This is a genomic window from Curtobacterium pusillum (assembly GCF_007673235.1).
Taxonomy (GTDB): Bacteria; Actinomycetota; Actinomycetes; order Actinomycetales; family Microbacteriaceae; genus Curtobacterium; species Curtobacterium pusillum_C.
On the sequence record NZ_VDZH01000003.1, the window covers coordinates 595,399 to 614,567 of the forward strand.

The window sequence follows — 19,169 nt, forward strand, 5'->3', positions numbered from 1 at the left end:
CGGCGGTCCGGGCGGAACCGATGGTGGCGACGGTAGGTTCCAGCCATGAGTGCAGAGCTGACGCTCGGCGCCGAGGAAGAACTGCACCTCATCGACCTCGAGTCCGGCCGACTTTCCGCGAAGGCCCCGCGCCTTCTGCCCAAGCTGCCCGCCGATCGCTTCGGCGCGGAACTCCAGCGGACCACCATCGAGACGAACACCCCCGTGGTGCGGACCCTCGACGACCTCAGACGGGTGATCGTCGACCTCCGCCAGGAGCTCAGCGCCGCGATCGCCCCCGCGGGTGTCACGATCGCGGCGGCCGGCACCGCACCGCGCTCCGAGTACGCCGACTTCGAGCTGACGAGCGGCGGACGCTACGGCCGCATGCAGGAGCAGTACCGGATGCTCGTCGACGAACAGCTCATCTGCGGCCTGCAGGTGCACGTCGGGGTGAGCGATCGCGACCTCGCGGTGCAGATCGCCCAGCGGGTGGCCCCCGTGCTGCCGGTGCTGCTGGCGCTCAGTGCGTCGAGTCCGTTCTGGAACGGGCAGGACACCGGCTACTCGTCGTTCCGCAGCATCATCTGGCAGCGCTGGCCGTCCGCCGGCAGCTTCGGGCGGGTGTCCGACGCCGCCGAGTACGACAAGGTGCTCGACGACCTCATCGCCTCCGGGGTCATCGCGGACAAGAAGATGGCGTACTTCGATGTCCGACCCTCGTCGCACGCGCCGACGCTCGAGCTCCGGGTCTGCGACGCGACGCCGATCGTCGACGACGCCGTCCTGATCGCCGGGCTGTTCCGGGCGGCCGTCCGGAAGGCCGAGAAGGCGGTCGAGTCCGGGGCCGAGTGGCACCCCCGCAGCGAACCCCTGCACCGGGCCGCGATGTGGCAGGCGGCGCGCGGTGGCCTGACCGGCGAACTGCTCGGGCTCGGCCAGCACCCGGAGCGGCTCCCCGCCGAGACCGCCGTCCGGCAGCTCGTCTCCCGCCTGCGTCCGGAGCTCGAGGAGCTCGGCGACTGGGGCACGGTGGCCGAGCTCGCCGAGGACACCCTCGCCCGCGGCAACTCCACCGACCGGCAGCGGACCGCGTACGCCGAGCGCGGCGAGCTCGACGACGTCGTGGCGTCGGTCGTCGAGGACACCGCCGGCACGCCCTCCGGCCGCACCGAGCACCCGACCGTGACCCTGCCGTCATACCGCGTCCGCGCCGGCGACGAGGCAGTCGGTCCCGGTGCCCGACCGCGCCCGGCCTTCCGGGACCTCGCCCTGTTCTTCCGCGACTGGGACGCCGAGACCACGATCGACCGGTGCGCCGCCCGCGACGCCTGGACCCGCGAGCACGAGGTCGGGTTCGTGGTCGACGGCGGCGTCCAGGCGTTCGGGTGCGACCTCGTCCCGCGGACGATCAGCGCCTACGAGTGGAGTCAGCTCGCCGCCGGCCTCTCACAGCGGGCCCGTGCCGTCGAGCTGTTCCTCCGCGACGCGTACGGCGAGCAGCGGATCGTCGCGGACGGTGCGATGGACGCGCACCAGTTCGTCGGTGCGAACGGCTGGGACCCGGACGCGTCACGCCTCCCCGCATCGGCCGTCCGTGCGCCGGTGATGGGCTTCGACCTGGTCCGGAACGAGTTCGGCGGGTGGCGTGTCCTCGAGGACAACGTCCGGTCGCCCTCCGGCGTCGCGTACGGCATGGCCCTCCGCGAGCTGATGGACGACGTGGTGCCGGACGCCCCGCGTCCCGCGAACCTGCGCGACCCGGCGAGCGTCACCGCGCGCCTCCGCGACACCCTGCGGACCAACGCGACCGCCGTCACCGGCAACCCGGACCCGGTGATCGCGCTGATCAGCGACGGCCCCGCCGCCGGCGCGTGGTTCGAGCACCGCAGGCTGGCCGACGGGGCCGGGCTGCGCCTCCTGGCCGACACCGACCTGGACGTCCGCGACGGCCACGTCGTCGTCGCGGCGACCGGTGAGGTCCTGGACGGGCTGTACCTCCGGATCGACCGGGACGCGAGCGCCCTGACCACCGAGCGCGTGCCGGACCTGGGCGCCCGGATCCTCGACGCGGCCGAGGCCGGACGGGTGCACCTGGCCAACGCGCCGGGCAACGCGCTCGTCGACGACAAGGCGATGTACGTCAACGTGCCCGACCTCATCTGGTACTACCTCGAGGAGAAACCCCTGCTCGACTCGGTGCCCACCTACCGCACGAGCATCGAGGGCGAACGGCTCTCCGTGCTCGACCGCGTCGGCGAACTCGTCACGAAGCCCGTCGACGGCGAGGGTGGCAGGGACGTCCTCATCGGACCGAGCGCGAGCGCCCCCGAGGTCGCCGAGCGACGTCGCGCGATCGCCGCCGACCCCGCGGGCTGGGTCGGCCAGGAGGTCGTGCAGCTCTCCTCGCACCCGACGATCGGGCCGGCGGGGCTCGATCCCCGGCACGTCGACCTCCGCGCCTTCGTGTACGTCACGGGGACCGGCCCGGACGACACCCACCTCGCCGACGTCGCGCTCACCCGCGTCGCACCCGAGGGCAGCATGGTCGTGAACTCGTCGCGGGGCGGCGGCGCCAAGGACACGTGGATCCTCGGTGCTCCCGCGACCGGGTCCGGCACCACCGAGGGAGACAGCTGATGTGTGGACTCGCGGGCGAGATCCGGTTCGACGGGACGTCCCCGGACGTCGGCGCGGTGGCCCGGATGACCGGGTGTCTGCGGCACCGCGGTCCGGACGGCGACGGACTGTGGGCACGCGGGCCGGTGGCGCTCGGGCACCGCCGGCTGTCGATCGTCGACCTGTCCACGGCCGGGGCCCAGCCGATGGTGGTCCCGCGGCTCGGGCTGACGATCGCCTACAACGGCATGGTCTACAACTACCGGCAGCTCCGCGACGAGCTGCACGGCAAGGGGCACACGTTCGACTCGACCTCGGACACCGAGGTGATCGTCGCGGCGTACGCCGAGTGGGGCACCGCGTTCGTCGACCACCTGATCGGCATGTTCGCGATCGCGATCTGGGAGCACGCGAGCGGTCGGCTCGTGCTCGCCCGTGACCGGCTCGGCGTCAAGCCGCTCTACGTCGCCGAGGTCCCGGGCGGGATGCGCTTCGCGAGCTCCCTGCCGGCGATCCTGGCGGGGAACGCGGGTGCCGGCGACGGCGGTGGGCACAGCGTCGACACGTCCATCGACCCGGTCGCCTTCGCGTCGTACATGACCTTCCACTCCATCGTCCCGGCACCCCGGACGATCCTGTCCGGCGTCGGCAAGCTGCCACCCGCCACCGTCCGGGTGGTCGAGCCGTCCGGTGCGTTCCGCGACACCACGTACTGGGAGCCCCGCTTCGAGCGCGACCCCGACAAGGCCGACTGGAGCGACCAGGACTGGCAGGAGGGCTTCACCGAGAAGCTCCGCACCGCCGTCGAGCGTCGCATGGTCGCCGACGTGCCGGTCGGCGTGCTGCTGTCCGGCGGCATCGACTCGTCCCTCGTGGTGGCGCTGCTCGCCGAGGCCGGCCAGCAGGACCTCGCGACGTTCAGCATCGGCTTCGAGTCGGCGGGCGGGGAGTCCGGCGACGAGTTCGAGTACTCCGACGAGGTCGCACGGCACTTCGGCACCGACCACCACCGCATCCGCATCCCCTCGTCGCGCCTGCTCGACGGGATCGACGGGGCGATCCAGGCGATGAGCGAGCCGATGGTCAGCCACGACTGCGTCGCGTTCTACCTGCTGTCCCAGGAGGTCTCGCAGCACGTCAAGGTCGTGCAGTCCGGCCAGGGCGCGGACGAGGTGCTCGGCGGGTACAGCTGGTACCCGCCGCTCGCGTCCGTCCCACGGGACCAGGCCGCGGAGGCCTACCGCTCGGTGTTCATGGACCGGCGCTGGCCGGCGCTCCAGCCGCTGCTCGGGGAGCGCTGGCGGAGCGACGACGACACCCCGTCGGCGTTCGTGGACGCCTCGTTCGCGGTCCCGGGAGCGGAGACGAGCGTCGACGCCGCGCTCCGCAGCGACACGATGACGATGCTCGTCGACGACCCGGTGAAGCGCGTCGACAACATGACGATGGCGTGGGGGCTCGAGGCGCGCGTGCCGTTCCTCGACCACGAGTTCGTCGAGTTCGCGGGCGCGATCCCGCCGTCGCTCAAGCTGGCGGACGGCGGCAAGGGCGTCATGAAGCGCGCGGCACGCGGCATCGTGCCCGACGCCGTCATCGACCGGACGAAGGGGTACTTCCCGGTGCCGGCGATCCGCCAGCTCGAGGGCCCCTACCTCGAGCGCGTCCGGCAGGCGCTGCACGCCCCGGAGGCGCGCGAGCGCGGGCTCTTCGACCCGGGTACGGTCGAGCGGATGCTCCAGGACCCGAACAGCACACGGACCGAGATCGGCGCGAACGCGCTCTGGCAGCTCGGCCTGATCGAGATGTGGCTGCAGCACCAGGGGGTGCGGTGAGCGGGTCGACGGTGCGGACTGGAGGCGCGGATCGCGTCGGGTCGTCGGCCCGCGTCGAGCAGGCGGTCGGCCTGGGCGAGCGCCTCGTCTCGGCCTGGGGATCGTGGGGGCCCACCATGACGCGAAACGCGCGCCGGGTGGCGTTCGTCAGCGACCGGCACGGCAGCCCCGAGGTCTTCGTGCAGGACGTCGTCGTCGACGGCGCTCCGTCCGAACCCGTCCGGATCCGACTGTCCGACGACCCGGTGATCCGGGTGACGTGGTCCTCCGATGGGGAGTGGCTCGCCGTGGCGATCGCGACCGACGGCGGCGTGAAGCAGCAGGTCTGGGTGGTCCGGCCGGACGGCACCGACGCCGCGCAGATCGCCGGCTCGCGGTACCAGCACGCCGAACTCGGACCGTGGAGCCGCAGCGGGCACCGGGTCGTCATCACGCTGCCCTCCACCGAACCCGAGCAGCCCGCACGCTCGTACCTCGTCGACCCGGTCTCCGGCGACCGCGACGACCTCGCCGTCGGGGAGCTCATCCACATCCTCGACCTCTCCGTCGAGGAACGCCTCGTCGTGCTCCGGGACGGGCAGCGCGGCCACGAGTTCGTCGTCGTGGTCGACCGGCTGACCGACGAGAGCCAGGCGCTCCTGACCGATCCGCCGGACGGATCGGCGGAGATCGCGTTCCTCCGTCCATCGCCCGCGAGCGAGACCAGCCCGCTCGTCGCCTACGTCGCGACCGAGGCCGGCCTCCCGCGCCGGCAGCTCGTCGCGCAGCCCGTCGGACCGCACGGCTGGCGCGGGCAGCCCCGCCGGATCATCGAGCGCGCCGACGCGGAACTCGAGTACCTCGACGCCGACGACGCCGGGCGGACACTCCTGCTCGTCTGGAACGTCGACGGTCGCAGCGAACTCGACCTCATCAACACCCACGACGCCTCACGCACCCCGGTGCCGGACCTGCCCGGGTACGTCGTCACCGACCCGGTCCTCAGTCGCGACGGGCGGAGCGTCATCCTCGCCGTCGAGGGCCCCACCCGGCCGCGCGAACTCTGGCGACTCGACACGAACGCGCTCACGTGGAGCCGGGTCACCGACGCGCCGGACCTCCCCGACGTGCCGCTGGTGGAGCCGACCCTCGAGCGGTTCGCCGCGCGTGACGGACTGGAGCTCACCGGCTGGCTGTACCGGGCCGTGGAGCCGACCGTGTCGTCGACCGGCGGCGACCCCGATGCCGGTGCCGCGCCTCCAGGCCGCGCAGCGATGCTGCACCTGCACGGCGGACCGGAGTCGCAGGAGCGACCCACCTTCTCGCCGCAGCACCAGGCGCTCGCCGCCGCGGGCGTCACGGTCTTCGCACCGAACATCCGCGGCTCCAGCGGGTACGGGCGGGACTTCGTGCACGCGGACGACCTCGCGCTGCGCTGGAACGCGCTCGCCGACGTCGTGGACTGCGCACGGTTCCTGGTGTCGAACGGGTACGCGGACCGTTCGCGCGTGGCCGTCGAGGGCCGCTCCTACGGCGGGTACGCCACCCTCGCGTCGCTGGCGTTCACCCCGGACGTCTTCGCCGCCGGCGTCGCGGTGTGCGGGATGAGCGACTTCGCGACGTTCTACCGGGACACCGAACCGTGGATCGCATCGGCAGCCGCCACGAAGTACGGGCACCCCGTGGACGACGCCGCACTGCTCGACTCGCTCTCGCCGATGCGGGCGATCGACGACGTCACCGCGCCGCTGCTCGTCGTGCACGGTGAACTCGACACGAACGTGCCGATCGGTGAGGCGCACCAGGTCGTCGCGGCGCTGCGGGGACGGTCGCACGACGTGGAGTACCTCGAGCTCGCGGGCGAGGGGCACGAGTACCGGCGAGCGTCGTCGCGCGTGGAGCTCGTGCGGCGCATGGTGACGTTCCTGGCGGCGCGCCTGCGGTAGCACGGGGGCGGGGTGGTGCCGCGCGCCGCGCTCCGCAGTGTGCGAGGTCCCGCGCAGTGTGCGGGGTGAAGTGGCTCCCACACTGCTGGGAGCCTCGCACGGTGTTGGAGCGCACGTCGCACGGTGCGAGGTGCGGGCGCCGCGTCACGTGGTGCAACGATGCGCCGTCGGACGCTCGTGGAGTCGCAGGATGGACACATGACGACCGACGCCCCGACGACCGACCTGACCCGACCCGGAGAGGTCCTGCTGACCACCGCGGCGGACGTCGGTGACGTCGTGGACGGGGCGCGCAACCGCTACGCCGCGGCCGTCGTCGCCGACACCACCGGGTGGGCGGACGGGGACCGTCGCCGGCTGGAGGACCTCGGGTTCCGCGGGTGCGACGCGCGCGGTGAGGCCGTCCGGGCCCTCGACCTCACCATCGCGGACGACGGCACCCCGACCCGTCTGCTCGACAACCCCGCGCTGGCCTCGCTCAACGGCGCGCACGCCCGGTTCGCCGAACGCCGCGGGGAGATCGCGCGGTACCTGCCCGACGTCTCGGTGTGGACCGGGATCCCGGAACGACCCACCGCCGAGGACTGGGAGGACGTCCGGACGCTGCTCGGCTCCGGTGCGGTCTTCGGTGTCGGTGCGTCGGCCGTGGTCCCCGAGGGGTGGCCCGCGGTCGAGAGCGCCGGCGGCGTGCAGCTCACCGGCGAGGACATCGAGGGCGCTCCGGACTCCGAGGCCGTCGAACTCACGCCCGACGACGTCCCCGAGATCCTCGAGCTCATCACCCGCACCAAGCCCGGACCGTTCCTGCCGCGCACGATCGAGCTCGGGCGCTACGTCGGCGTCCGTCGCGAGGGCCGCCTGATCGCCATGGCCGGAGAGCGCCTGCACCCGCCGGGGTGGACCGAGATCAGCGCCGTGTGCACGGACGCCGAGTTCCGCGGGCAGGGGCTCGGTCGGCGCCTGGTGCTCGACGTCGCCCACGGCATCCGGCAGCGGGGCGAGACGCCGCTCATGCACGCGGCCGCCGGGAACACCGGGGCGATCGGGCTGTACCAGCACCTCGGGTTCCGGCTGCGGGACCGTGGGGCGCCGCGGTTCGTGCAGGTGCCCTGAGGTTCAGCCCGCCGCGGGGGACGTCGTCGGGTGCAGGGCGTCGAGCTCCGGGACCGGTTCACCGAGGACGCGGCGGGCGAGGGCATCGCCGAGCAACGGACCCATCGTGAGTCCCGCTGCGCCGTAGCCGGTGGCGACGAAGAGGCCGTCGTGCCCCGGGACCGCCCCGACGATCGGCATCGTGTCGTCGGCAAGCGGACGGAGGCCGACACGGGTCTCCAGGATCGTCGCGTCGGCGAGCCCCGGCGCGATGGACAGTGCGTCCCGCAGCACCTGGAGCTGCCCGGCCGCCGTCACCCGGGGATCGAAGCCACTGCCGGTCTCGCGGGTCGCACCCACGGCGACGCGCGACCCGTCGAACGCGACGAGGTAGTGGTGCGACAGCGGGTGCACGGACGGCCAGTGCGTGGTGTCCACCCCGGGCAGGGTCAGGTGCGTGATCTGTCCGCGCTGCGGCGCCACCGGGACCCGCACGCCGAGCGACCCGAGCAGGTCGTTCGTCCAGGCACCGCCGGCGAGGACGACCGCGTCGGGGTCCTCGGTCCGGTCGCCGAACCGCACGCGTCCGTCGTCGAGGAGCGCCGCGTGTGCCGTCACCGTCCTCCCGCCGTGTCGCCGACCGGCCTCGACGAGCGCATCGCGGACAGTCCGCCCGTCGACCCGACCGCCGCCCTCGATCCACAGGGCGTCGAGTCCGGTCGCGAGCGGCGGGAACCGTCCTCGAGCGCGGTCACCACCGATGCGCTCGACCCGGCCGACCACGTCAGGGTCCGCCGCCCGGCGCCGTCCCACCCGCTCCTCGGCCGCGTCGACCGCCGCGGGGTCCGCGTTCACCACGAGGGCACCGCTCCGCCGGTGACCGGTCTGCGTGACGCCGACCTCCGCCAGACGTGCCAGGACCTCCGGCCAGAACGCGGCGCCGCGGACGTACAGGTCCGCGAACGGGCCGTCGATCGCGGACGACCAGGGCTGCAGGATCCCGGCGCTCGCCGCGGTCGCCTGCCCGACCGCACCGTCGTCGACGAGCGTGACGTCGGTGCCGCGGCGGGCGAGGGCGAAGAAGGTGGCGGCGCCGGCGATGCCCGAACCGATGACGACGACGGAGCGTGATCCCATGCACCGATCCTGCCGGACAGCACATCCGACCCGCGTTCGCACAGGCCACTTCGGGGGGTTGACCCTGCCGACGGCCGCTCCGCACACTGACTGCGTCGGGCAAGGGACTGCCCGGGCACAGGGGACCAGGAGGGTCGGATCGTGCGCATGTCTTCCGTGACCGCAGGGGCGGTCGCACTCGGGATCGCGGTGACCGCGGTCGTCGTCACGTCGGTGGGCGGAGCGTCGGCCGACGCGGTGCCGACCTGCCGCGGCGACCGGATCACCGTCGCGGAGCTCGCCGGCGGCTGCACGGTGTCCTCGGGCACCGTGGTGCTCCCGGACGGTCGTCGGTTCGTGGTGCCCCGCGCGGGCACGACGGTCTCCGCGTTGCCGGTGGCGTCGACCGGAGCCGGTGACCCGGGCGACGTCTCCGTCACGAACGCCGGACGCGCCGGACTCGCGGTGCGGATCGACCACGCGTGGTCCGGCTCGCCCGCGGCCATCCGACTGCAACAAGCCGCGGCCCGTCCCGTGGCGTCGCCGCACGCCGCGACCTCCGCGGTCGCCGTGAAGGCCGCGTCGAGCTGCGGCAACAAGACGTACACCAAGCTCGGGTTCCGGTGGACCGCACCGGTCTCCTGGAGCTACAACACGTCCGGGCAGAAGGCGGCCGTCGCGCCGGTGATCCGCGCCGGTGCCGACGCGTGGACCGGAGCGATCTCGGCGTGCGGGAAGTCCGTCACGTCGGCGGCGGCCGAGCGGCTCGTCGGCAACACCACCGAGCCGATCGCGGTCAGCGCGACCGGCGGCTGCGGAGCGTCGAGCGGGACGAGCGTCATCGGGTGGGGGCCCCTCAAGACCGGGACGCTCGCGGTGACCTGTGTCTGGTCGCGGTCCGGGGTGGCCATCGAGGTCGACCAGCGGTACTCGACCACGGCCGCCTGGTCGGCGAGTTCGACGTGCGCCGGCGCCCGGTACGACCTCCGGGGAGTGGCCACGCACGAGTGGGGGCACGCCTTCGGACTCGGACACACCGCGCAGAACAGCGGTCTGGTCATGAAGCCGGCGTCGACGACCTGCGAGGTCGGCCAGCGCACGCTCGGGCTCGGTGACCTGATGGGCATCGACGCCCTGTACTGATTCCTCGATTCTCTAGGATCGAGGCATGTCCAGCACGATGCCCGGCTTCGGGAGTGAACGCATCACGCAGCTCGGCCTGCGGGACCGCGTCTACGACCGGGTGCTCGAGGTGCTGATGGGCCACGACGTCGAACCGGGCATGCGCCTGTCGATCGACGGCCTCGCCCGGACCCTGGGCGTCTCGCCCACCCCGGTGCGCGAGGCACTGGTGCAACTGGAGCGCACCGGACTCGTCACGCGCGAGGCGAACAAGGGGTACCGGGTGTCCCCGCCCCTCGCGGGGGACCAGCTCGAGGCGCTCTTCGACGCGCGGCTCATCGTGGAGAGCGGCGCCGTGGACCTCGCTGCCCGCGGTGACGTGGACGCGCTGCGAGCCCGGCTGGCACACGCGCTCGAGGAGCAGGCGGCCGTCGCCGAGGCGATCGCCGCGGTCGGGGCAGCAGACGCGTCCGAGGAGCTGATGGCCCGGTTCTTCCGGAGCGACTGGCAGTTCCACCAGCTCGTCTTCGACGCGACGCGGAACCCGTTCCTCGAGGAGATGTCCGAGATCATCACGACCCGGGTGCACCGCATGCGGCAGATCGTCGAGGGCGGCGGCGACGACACCGACCGTGCCGTGCACGAGCACCGGGCGGTCCTCGACGCGCTCGCCGTGGGGCCGGCCGAGGCGGTGGCGGCGATGCGGCACCACATCGACGCCGTCCGGCTGCGGTCCCGCGCCGACGCCTCGCACGCCGGGTAGCGCGAACGGGGTTGCGTTTCGTCGTCGCACGAGTATCTTTCCTATAGGAAAGAGGTTCATCGCCGAACCGAGACATGCGAGGGAGCATTCCGTGAGCACACCACAGGACTGGGTCGACCAGGACTGGAACCCCGACACCTGGACGTCCGACACCTGGCCGATCGCCACCTGTCTCCACGGGTTCCCCCCGGTCACGCGCGACGGGGTCGCCTTCCACGACGCCGCCCCCGAGGTCTGGGACGACGTGTTCGCGCAGATCGAGGCCGTCGGGTTCTCGCTCGCGGAACTCGCCGACAGCCACATCCGTCCCGCCGACCTCGAGCGGTCCCGGCGCGACGAACTCTTCGCCATCGCGAAGGCCCACGGCGTCGGGATCCCGTCGGTGCACCTGCAGCGCAAGAGCGTCATCCAGCCCGGGCACGAGGAGGACAACCTCGCCTACGCCCACCGCACGATCGACGCCGCGGCCGAGTGGGGCATGCAGGTGTTCTCGACCGGGCTGCACCAGCCGTTCAACGAGGCCCAGCGCGCAGCCCTGTGGTTCTGGACGGCGCAGGGCCCGAAGGACCCCGACGACCCCGAGGTCCGGAAGGCCGCCGTCTCGCGGCTGCGTGACCTCGGGGAGCACGCGGCGTCCGTCGGGCTGCCGATGGCGCTCGAGCTGTACGAGGACACCTACCTCGGCACCGCCGACAGCGCCGTGCGGCTGATCGAGGAGATCGGCCTGGACAACGTCGGGCTGAACGCGGACGTCGCGAACCTCATCCGCCTGCACCGTCCCGTCGAGGACTGGCGGGAGCTGTTCGCCAAGACCATGCCGGTCACGAACTACCTGCACGTGAAGAACTACACGCGGGACGAGGCCGGCGACGGCAGCTGGGCGACGAGCGTGCCGAGCACCATGGAGGCCGGGCTCATCAACTACCGCCAGGTCCTCCGCGACGCCGTGGCCGACGGGTTCCGCGGGATCGTCATGACGGAGCAGTACGGCGGGGACAGCCTCGGCGTCTGCGCCACCAACCAGCAGTACATCCGTTCCGTCCTCGCGACGACGAAGCTCGACGCAGCGGCGGCGACCACCACCGAAGGAGCAACACGATGAGCACCCTCGACATCGCCGTCGTCGGGTCCGGCTACATGGGCGGCGGGATCGCGCAGGTCCTCGCCCTCGCCGGCCACACCGTCCGGATCGCGGACGTCTCCGCCGAGATCGCCGCGTCCAACCGTGCCCGGCTCATCGCCGAGACCGAGCAGTTCGTCGCGGACGGCCTGTTCCCTGCGGACGCCGTGTCACGCGTCGACGCGCACCTCAGCGCCGCCGCCTCCATCGAGGAAGCGGTCGCCACGGCCGACTTCATCGAGGAAGCGGTGCCGGAGAAGCTCGAGATCAAGCACGCGACCCTCCGTCGCATCAGCGAGGCCGCCCGTCCGGACGCCGTGATCGGTTCGAACACCTCGACGATCCTGATCGAGTCCCTCGCCGAGGCCGTCGTCGGACCCGAGCGGTTCCTCGGGGTGCACTTCTCGAACCCCGCGCCGTTCATCCCCGGCGTCGAGCTCATCCCGCACCCGACGACGAACGAGCACGCGGTCGAGGTCGGCGAGGCCGTCGTCGCCGCCACGGGCAAGCAGTCGGCACGGGTCAAGGACTCGACCGGCTTCGTGCTCAACCGGCTGCAGTACGCGCTGTTCGAGGAGGCCACGAAGATCGCCGACGAGGGCATCGCCAGCCCCGACGACATCGACACCATCGTCCGGACCACCTTCGGGTTCCGCCTGCCGTTCTTCGGCCCGTTCGCCATCGCCGACATGGCCGGGCTCGACGTCTACGCGTTCTGCTTCGAGTCGCTGCAGACCCGCTGGCCCGAGCGCTTCGCCACCCCGCCGTCGCTGCAGCAGCACGTCGACGCGGGCGAACTCGGCACGAAGTCCGGCGCGGGGTACCTCGAGGTGCCCGCCGACCGGACGCCGGAGCTCGTGGCCTACCGGAACAAGGCGTACGTCGCGATGCAGAAGCTCCTCGACGAGCTCGGCCCGGCACCGATCCACTGACGGGAACGACCATGACCACGAACACGCAGAACCAGGACCACACCGTCGTCCTCACCGGAGCGGCATCGCCTCGGGGCATCGGCCGGGCGACCGCACACCACCTCGCCGAGGCGGGATGGAACGTCGGGATCATCGACCTCGACCAGACCGCGAGCGAGCAGGTCGCCGCCGAGATCCGCGAGCAGCACGGCGTCCGGGCCGTGGGCGCGGGCGCGAACGTCGCCGACGAATCCGCCGTCCGTGCGGCCTTCGACACGATCGAGGCGCCGCTGCCGCCCGTCACCGCGCTCGTGAACCTCGCCGGGGTGTCCTCGGCGCACGCCTACCTCGACCTGCCCGAGGGGGAGTGGCACCGCGTGCTGTCGATCAACCTCGACGGCGTGCACTTCGCCAGCCTGCGGGCGGCGGAGTCGATGGTGCGGAACGGGTACGGGCGCATCGTCAACCTGTCGTCCGTCTCCGCCCAGCGCGGCGGCGGCACCTTCAGCAAGACGCCGTACACGGTGGCGAAGGCCGGCGTGATCGGCCTGACCCGCGGCCTCGCCCGTGAGCTCGGACCGATGGGCGTCACGGTCAACGCGATCGCCCCCGGGCCGATCGACACCGACATCATGGGCGGCACCCTCTCCGAGGAGCGCAAGGCCGAGATGGCAGCGGACGGCGTCCTGCCCCGCATCGGGACGCCGCGGGACATCGCCGCGGCGATCGCCTACCTCATCAGCGCCGACGCCGGGTTCGTGACGGGCCAGACCCTGAACGTCGACGGCGGCCTCTACATGCACTAGACGGAACCACCCGCGGACCGCGCGTCGATCCGCGCGCGCCGACCCGCGCCTCCAGTCAGAAACCGTGTTCGCAAAGGAGCGACCGTGTCCTCATCCCTGCCCGCCCTGGGGTCCACCCACGACCCGGCCCTGAAGTCGGCCATCGGCAAGGCGACGAAGCACCTCATGCCGATGCTCGTCATCCTGTACTTCGTCGCGTTCCTCGACCGCACGAACGTCGGCTTCGCGGAGGAGGCGCTGAGTGTCGACCGCGGCATCTCCGACGCGGCCTTCGCGCTCGGCGCCGGCATCTTCTTCATCGGCTACGCGATCTTCGAGATCCCGTCGAACCTGCTCCTCAAGCGGTTCGGGGCGCGCTTCTGGCTCGCCCGCATCGCGGTCACGTGGGGCATCGTCGCCGCGCTGTTCGCCTTCACGACGAACGACACGATGTTCATCGTCCTGCGGTTCATCCTCGGTGTGACCGAGGCGGGTCTGTTCCCGGGCGTGATCATGTACCTGTCCGAGTGGTTCCCGAACAAGGTGCGCGTGCGGATGTTCGCCATCTTCTACTTGGCGCAGCCGTTCTCGCAGATGATCGGAGCGCCGCTGTCCGGTGGTCTGCTGAGCTTCGGCGACCAGGCCACCCCGTTCCACGGCTGGCAGGTCATGTTCTTCGGTGAGGGCATCCTCGCGGTGCTCGCCGGCGTCGCCGCCCTGGTGTTCCTGACGAACAGTCCGCAGCAGGCGAAGTGGCTGGAGCCGGGGGAGAAGGACTCGCTCACCGCGGCGATGGCGCGGGAGGACACCGCGCGCAGCGCCGACGGGCCGACGGGCATCTGGAAGGCGATGGCGAGCGGGCGCGTCTGGTACTTCACGATCATCTACTTCTGCCTGCAGGTCGCCGTGTACGGCACGACGTTCTACCTGCCGCAGCAGGTCTCCGCGCTGCTCGGGCAGGACGTCGGCTGGCAGGTGGGACTCGTCGCCGCGATCCCGTGGCTGGTCGGGCTGGTGGCCTGCTACCTCGTCGGCTCGAAGGCGGACACCGTCGGTCGTCGGCGTCGCTGGGGGACGATGTTCTACGTCACCACCGGCCTGTCGATCCTCGGGTCGGCGTGGGCCGGGGCGAACGGGCAGCCGATCCTCGGCATCGTCTTCATCACCCTGGCCGTGGCGAGCTTCCTCGCCGTGGGGCCCATCACGTGGGCGTACCCGACGGCGTTCCTCACGGGTGCCGCGGCGGCCGCGGGCATCGGCCTGATCAACTCGCTCGGCAACCTCGGCGGGTTCGTCGCACCGATCATGCGGACCGCGATCAACGAGGTCGTGCCGACGGACAGCGGGGCGTTCGGCATCGTGTCCCTCGGGGTCCTGGCGTTCGTGGCCGCGGTGATGATCTTCTGCACGAAGTTCTTCCGCGGCGCGAAGGCGGACGAACTGCTCGACACCACGCACGTGCGCGCACAGGGAGACGGACGATGACGCGGCTGTTCAACGACCCGGCGGACTTCGCGGACGAAGCCACCGACGGCTTCGTCGCGGCGAACGAGCGGTGGGTGCGGCGGGTGCACGGCGGCGTCGCGCGGTCGACGACGTCGCCGGACGGCACGGTCGCGGTGGTCATCGGCGGCGGGTCGGGGCACTACCCGGCCTTCGGCGGGCTCGTCGGGCACGGACTGGCGGCCGGGGCCGCGATGGGGAACCTCTTCGCCAGCCCGAGCGCCCAGCAGGTGGCGGCCGTCGCACGGGCGAGCGAGCACGGCGGCGGGGTCCTGCTCAGCTACGGCAACTACGCGGGCGACGTCCTGAACTTCGACGCCGCGGCGCGGACGCTCGAGGCCGACGGGATCCCGGTCCGCACCGTCCGCGTCACCGACGACGTCACCTCGGCGCCGGCCGACCGGTCGCACGAGCGGCGCGGCATCGCGGGCGACCTCTGCGTCTTCAAGGTCGCCGGGGCCGCGGCGGAACGAGGCGACGACCTCGACACGGTGACGGCGATCGCGGACCGTGCCAACGACCGGACCCGGTCCTTCGGCGTCGCGTTCTCCGGCTGTTCCCTGCCCGGTGCCGAGGAACCGCTGTTCGAGGTTCCGGAGGGTCGCATGGCGGTGGGCATGGGCATCCACGGCGAACGCGGGATCGACGAGACCGACGTCCCGACGGCCGACGAGCTGGCATCGCTCCTGGTCACCCGGCTGCTCGACGAATTGCCCGCCGGGGTCAGCGCAGCCGGATCGCGCGCCGTGCCGATCCTCAACGGGCTCGGGAGCGTGAAGTACGAGGAGCTCTTCGTCGTCTACCGGTCCGTCCAGCGGCTGCTCGGCGACGTGGGCGTCGTGCTCGTCGAGCCCGAGGTCGGGGAACTCGTCACGAGCTTCGACATGGCCGGGGTCTCGCTGACGCTGTTCTGGTTGGACGACGAACTCGAGGAACTCTGGGCAGCGCCCGCCGACACCCCCGCGTACCGGAAGGGCGGAGCCGTGCCGCAGGAGCGCGTCGCCGCGTCCGTCGCGGCCGCGGAGGCGACCCCCGACGCGGTCGGCCCGGCGAGCGACGACTCCCGTGCCGTCGCGGCACGCATCGCCGCCGGCTTCACCGCCGTCCGCGCGCTGCTGGACGAGCGGGCTGACGAACTCGGCCGGATCGATGCGGTCGCGGGTGACGGCGACCACGGGATCGGCATGCAGCGCGGCGCGCACGCCGCGGCCGACGCTGCATCAGGTGCGGTGGAAAGCCGTGCCGGGGCGGGTTCCGTGCTGCGGATCGCCGGAGATGCCTGGTCCGACAAGGCCGGCGGCACGTCCGGTGCGATCTGGGGAGCCGCCCTGGAGGCACTGGGTCGCGTCCTCGGGGACGACCAGCGTCCGTCGGGTGCCACCGTCGCGGACGCCGTCGGTGCGGCCACCGAGGCGGTGCTCGCCTTCGGCGCGACGGTCGGCGACGATGGTGGACGCCCTGGTCCCGTTCGACGAGGTCTTCCGGTCGCGGATCGACGAGGGAGCGCCCCTCGCCGAGGCCTGGCGTGCGGCTGCCGTCGCGGCCGGGACCGCTGCGGACGGCACGGCTGCACTGCTCCCGCGGATGGGCCGGGCGCGCACGCACGCCGAGCACGCGGTCGGGACGCCGGACCCGGGAGCGGTGTCCTTCGCGCTGATCGTGGCGACGGTCGCGCCGTGACCACCGTCGGGGTGTCGCTGAAGACGTACTTCTCTCACGCGCGGACGCTCGCCTGGGTCGCCGACGTCGCGGACATCGCCCGGCGGCACCCCGCGGTCCGGTCCGGGGCGGCGACGCTGTTCGTCGTGCCGACCTTCCCGGCGCTCGTCCCCGTGCGCCAGGTGCTCGGCGACGCCCCGGTGCTGCTCGGCGCCCAGGACCTCTCGTGGGCCGACGCCGGGGCGTACACGGGCGAGGTCACGGGCGCGGAGCTCCGTGAGATCGGCGTCGACCTCGTCGAGATCGGGCACGCGGAGCGGCGCTCCCTGTTCCACGAGACGGACGACGACATCGCGGGGAAGGTGCACGCCGCCTTCCGCAACCACCTGCGTCCGTTGCTCTGCGTCGGCGAGGCGAGTCGTGCCTCCAGGCCGGAGACCATCGCGGAGGTGACGGCGCAGCTCGACCGGGCCGTCTCGACGGCCGTCGCCGACGGTCTGGCCGGTCCGCTCACCGTGGCGTACGAGCCGGTCTGGGCCATCGGCGCACCGGCGCCCGCGCCCGACGAGCACGTCGTCGCGGTCCTCGCCGGGATCGAGCAGCACCTCGCCACGCGACCCGAGCTGGCAGGCAGCACCGTCATCTACGGCGGCAGCGCCGGACCGGGGCTGCTCACCCGTGGTGGCGGGAGGATCGGTGGGCTCTTCCTGGGCCGGTTCGCGCACGACCCCGCAGCGATCGCCACCATCCTCGACGAGGTGCAGGCGCTGGCGACCGCCCGCTAGGCGTCGTCGCGGGCGCCGGCCAGCCCGTGGTCGTGCGCGTACACGACGAGCTGCACCCGGTCGCGCAGCGCGAGCTTCCCGAGGATGCTCGAGATCTGGGTCTTCACGGTCGACTCAGTGACGAACTCCTTCGCGGCGATCTCCGCGTTCGACAACCCGCGCGAGGCCCAGCCGAACACGATTCGCTCCCGGTCCGTCAGCGTCTGGAACGCCGGTGGCTGCGGGGCCGGGGCGCGCTCGACGTCGGCGCCGAACAGCTGCGAGAGGTCGTTCGGCGCGATCACCGAGCTGCCCTCGTGCACCGCCCGCACGGCCGCGAACAGGAACGGCGGCGTGGTGTCCTTGAGCAGGAACCCGCTCGCGCCGAGCCGGATCGCCGTGGCTGCCGCCGGATCAAGGCCGAACGTCGTGAGGACGATCACGCGCGGAAGCGGACCGGCGACCGCGCCGGAGAACAGCTGCCGGACCGTCTCGACGCCGTCCATCCCGGCCATGCGCATGTCGAGCAGCACCACGTCCGGCCGGAGCTCCGGGATCGCGGCGAGGGCCTCGGCGCCGTCGGACGCCTCACCCACGACGACCATGTCGTCCTGCGCGTCGAGGACGACACGGAGGCCGGCCCGGAAGAGCGCCTGGTCGTCGGTGAGCAGGATGCGGATCGGATCGGTCATCGGTTGGTCCCCCCATGGACGTCGAACGGGATGCGGGCGCGTGCTGCGAACACGTCGTCCAGGACAGCGGCGTCGAACGACCCGCCGAGTGTGCTGAGCCGGGACTGCATCCCGACGAGGCCGCGGCCGGAACCGCGGGTGGTCGGAGCCGGGAGCGCGACGGGACCGGTGCCGGCGGTGGAGCCCGTGGTGGCGTCCGTCGTCCCCGGGACCACGTTCTCCACCTCGAGCACGAGGTCGCCCGACCGCCAGGTCTCCCGCACGGTGACCGGCATGCCGGGGGCACCGTGCCGGAGCGCGTTCGTGAGCATCTCCTGCAGGACCCGGCGTGCGGCGGTCCCGCTCTCCGGGCCGAGCGTCACCGGGTTCCCGCGGACGGTGTGGTCGACGTCGACCCCGGCCTCCCGGATGCCCTGCACGATCTCGTCGAGCGACCCCGGGTCCGTCGCAGCGCCCGACCCGTCGATGTGCCCGAGCACCTGCCGGACCTCGACGAGGGAGCTCCGGGCGGTGCTGGCGATGGTGGCGCTGACCTCGCGGATGCGGGCCTCGTCGTCGAGGAACGGCACCGAGTCGGCCTGCGCGATGATCACCGCGAGGGAGTGCCCGACCACGTCGTGCACGTCGCGGGCGATGTCCGCGCGGATGCGTTCGGACTCGGCCTCGTCGATCGCGCGGGTGGCGGTGGCCTCCGCCTCGGTGGCGACGGCCTCGGCGCGGGAGGCAGCGGCCTCGGCATCGGCACGACGCTCCGACTCGCGGTCACGGGACCGGAACGCCCGGACGGCGACACCGCCGGCCCAGACGCCCAGGAGCGCGGTGACCGGGGCGGCCATCGCGAGGAACGCCTGGTCGCGCGGGCCGTTGATGAGCACCGCGAACCGGAAGCCGGTCAGCGCGAGGTAGGCGGTGGCACCGATCCCGACGACGAACGCCAGGAACCCGGAGACGATGACCTCGGTCCGTGAGCCGACCACGGCCGCGGTGCCGATCACGACGAAGATCGCGAGGTCCACCAGGGACGGCCGTTCCCCACCGCCGACCTGGACGATCCCGAGCACGACGACCATGAGCATCGCCGCGGACGGCGACACCCGGCGGAGCGCGATTGCCCCGGACGCGGCGAGGACGGCGAAGAAGCTCGCGTGCTCGAGCTCGAGGTCGATGGGGAGCAGGAAGACGAACGCCGCGAAGACCGCCCAGGCCACGTCGACGACGATCGAACGGGTGGCGAGCGGCCGGATGAACGTGCGCCGTTCCGTCACGGCTCGATCATCGCACGCGGGC

14 protein-coding genes and 1 pseudogene are annotated in these 19,169 nt (G+C 72.6%); 12 read left to right on the forward strand and 3 right to left on the reverse strand.

Annotated elements, in window-relative coordinates; all coding sequences use genetic code 11:
• Positions 1 to 45 precede the first annotated feature (45 nt).
• The 4 genes from FS532_RS11320 (at position 46) to FS532_RS11335 (ending at position 7,468) form a co-directional block, all read left to right on the forward strand.
• Positions 46 to 2,619 (forward strand): carboxylate--amine ligase/circularly permuted type 2 ATP-grasp protein, encoded by a 2,574-nt coding sequence (locus tag FS532_RS11320; RefSeq protein WP_144754032.1) that lies wholly within the window; start codon positions 46 to 48, stop codon positions 2,617 to 2,619.
• Entirely contained in the window at positions 2,619 to 4,430 is a 1,812-nt protein-coding gene (locus FS532_RS11325; protein ID WP_144754035.1) for an N-acetylglutaminylglutamine amidotransferase, read from the forward strand. The genes FS532_RS11320 and FS532_RS11325 overlap by 1 nt, the downstream gene beginning before the upstream one ends.
• Positions 4,431 to 4,546: 116 nt before the next feature.
• Positions 4,547 to 6,355, forward strand: a complete 1,809-nt coding sequence (locus FS532_RS11330) for a S9 family peptidase (RefSeq protein WP_260852651.1) — start codon at positions 4,547 to 4,549, stop codon at positions 6,353 to 6,355.
• Positions 6,356 to 6,553: 198 nt separating this feature from the next.
• On the forward strand, positions 6,554 to 7,468 hold the full coding sequence (locus FS532_RS11335) for a GNAT family N-acetyltransferase (RefSeq protein WP_144754042.1): 915 nt from the start codon (positions 6,554 to 6,556) through the stop codon (positions 7,466 to 7,468).
• 3 nt (positions 7,469 to 7,471) lie between these two features.
• Here FS532_RS11335 and FS532_RS11340 read toward each other — a convergent pair whose 3' ends face one another.
• Positions 7,472 to 8,584, reverse strand: a complete 1,113-nt coding sequence (locus FS532_RS11340; RefSeq protein ID WP_144754045.1) for an NAD(P)/FAD-dependent oxidoreductase — start codon at positions 8,582 to 8,584, stop codon at positions 7,472 to 7,474.
• A gap of 147 nt (positions 8,585 to 8,731) precedes the next feature.
• Here FS532_RS11340 and FS532_RS11345 point away from each other — a divergent pair, with 147 nt between their 5' ends.
• The 8 genes and pseudogenes from FS532_RS11345 to FS532_RS11380 all read left to right on the forward strand — a co-directional run bounded on the left by FS532_RS11345 (position 8,732) and on the right by FS532_RS11380 (position 17,211).
• Complete coding sequence (locus FS532_RS11345; RefSeq protein ID WP_144754048.1) at positions 8,732 to 9,706, forward strand: matrixin family metalloprotease; 975 nt, start codon at positions 8,732 to 8,734, stop codon at positions 9,704 to 9,706.
• A 25-nt stretch (positions 9,707 to 9,731) separates the two neighbouring features.
• Positions 9,732 to 10,448 carry a GntR family transcriptional regulator gene (locus FS532_RS11350; RefSeq protein ID WP_144754051.1) on the forward strand — a complete coding sequence of 239 codons (717 nt, stop codon included), beginning with the start codon at positions 9,732 to 9,734 and terminating at the stop codon, positions 10,446 to 10,448.
• A gap of 91 nt (positions 10,449 to 10,539) precedes the next feature.
• Positions 10,540 to 11,550, forward strand: a complete 1,011-nt coding sequence (locus FS532_RS11355) for a sugar phosphate isomerase/epimerase family protein (protein WP_144754054.1) — start codon at positions 10,540 to 10,542, stop codon at positions 11,548 to 11,550.
• On the forward strand, positions 11,547 to 12,500 hold the full coding sequence (locus tag FS532_RS11360) for a 3-hydroxyacyl-CoA dehydrogenase family protein (RefSeq protein WP_144754057.1): 954 nt from the start codon (positions 11,547 to 11,549) through the stop codon (positions 12,498 to 12,500). Before FS532_RS11355 ends, FS532_RS11360 begins: the two co-directional genes overlap by 4 nt.
• Positions 12,501 to 12,511: 11 nt before the next feature.
• The gene (locus tag FS532_RS11365; RefSeq protein ID WP_144754060.1) at positions 12,512 to 13,285 is read left to right on the forward strand and encodes an SDR family NAD(P)-dependent oxidoreductase; all 774 of its coding nucleotides are present in this window, start codon (positions 12,512 to 12,514) and stop codon (positions 13,283 to 13,285) included.
• A gap of 84 nt (positions 13,286 to 13,369) precedes the next feature.
• Positions 13,370 to 14,749, forward strand: a complete 1,380-nt coding sequence (locus FS532_RS11370; RefSeq protein ID WP_144754063.1) for an MFS transporter — start codon at positions 13,370 to 13,372, stop codon at positions 14,747 to 14,749.
• Positions 14,746 to 16,447 (forward strand): annotated as a pseudogene (locus FS532_RS11375) (dihydroxyacetone kinase family protein). The gene FS532_RS11370 and the pseudogene FS532_RS11375 overlap by 4 nt, the downstream one beginning before the upstream one ends.
• A gap of 11 nt (positions 16,448 to 16,458) precedes the next feature.
• Positions 16,459 to 17,211: a triose-phosphate isomerase family protein gene (locus tag FS532_RS11380; RefSeq protein WP_260852662.1), complete on the forward strand. Its 753-nt coding sequence runs from the start codon at positions 16,459 to 16,461 to the stop codon at positions 17,209 to 17,211.
• On the opposite strand, the gene FS532_RS11385 is transcribed toward FS532_RS11380, so the two are convergent.
• A complete protein-coding gene (locus tag FS532_RS11385; protein ID WP_144754069.1) occupies positions 17,208 to 17,882 on the reverse strand; it encodes a response regulator in 675 nt (224 codons plus the stop codon). The two genes, FS532_RS11380 and FS532_RS11385, sit on opposite strands and share 4 nt — an antisense overlap.
• Positions 17,879 to 19,147 carry a sensor histidine kinase gene (locus FS532_RS11390; RefSeq protein ID WP_186321994.1) on the reverse strand — a complete coding sequence of 423 codons (1,269 nt, stop codon included), beginning with the start codon at positions 19,145 to 19,147 and terminating at the stop codon, positions 17,879 to 17,881. Before FS532_RS11390 ends, FS532_RS11385 begins: the two co-directional genes overlap by 4 nt.
• Positions 19,148 to 19,169: the final 22 nt, after the last annotated feature.

Coding starts and splice junctions, on each gene's coding strand:
- FS532_RS11345 (WP_144754048.1), top strand. CDS start 8,732: ATGTCTTCCGTGACCGCAGGGGCGGTCGCACTCGGGATCGCGGTGACC.
- FS532_RS11340 (WP_144754045.1), bottom strand. CDS start 8,584: ATGGGATCACGCTCCGTCGTCGTCATCGGTTCGGGCATCGCCGGCGCC.
- FS532_RS11350 (WP_144754051.1), top strand. CDS start 9,732: ATGTCCAGCACGATGCCCGGCTTCGGGAGTGAACGCATCACGCAGCTC.
- FS532_RS11365 (WP_144754060.1), top strand. CDS start 12,512: ATGACCACGAACACGCAGAACCAGGACCACACCGTCGTCCTCACCGGA.
- FS532_RS11325 (WP_144754035.1), top strand. CDS start 2,619: ATGTGTGGACTCGCGGGCGAGATCCGGTTCGACGGGACGTCCCCGGAC.
- FS532_RS11320 (WP_144754032.1), top strand. CDS start 46: ATGAGTGCAGAGCTGACGCTCGGCGCCGAGGAAGAACTGCACCTCATC.
- FS532_RS11385 (WP_144754069.1), bottom strand. CDS start 17,882: ATGACCGATCCGATCCGCATCCTGCTCACCGACGACCAGGCGCTCTTC.
- FS532_RS11330 (WP_260852651.1), top strand. CDS start 4,547: ATGACGCGAAACGCGCGCCGGGTGGCGTTCGTCAGCGACCGGCACGGC.
- FS532_RS11335 (WP_144754042.1), top strand. CDS start 6,554: ATGACGACCGACGCCCCGACGACCGACCTGACCCGACCCGGAGAGGTC.
- FS532_RS11360 (WP_144754057.1), top strand. CDS start 11,547: ATGAGCACCCTCGACATCGCCGTCGTCGGGTCCGGCTACATGGGCGGC.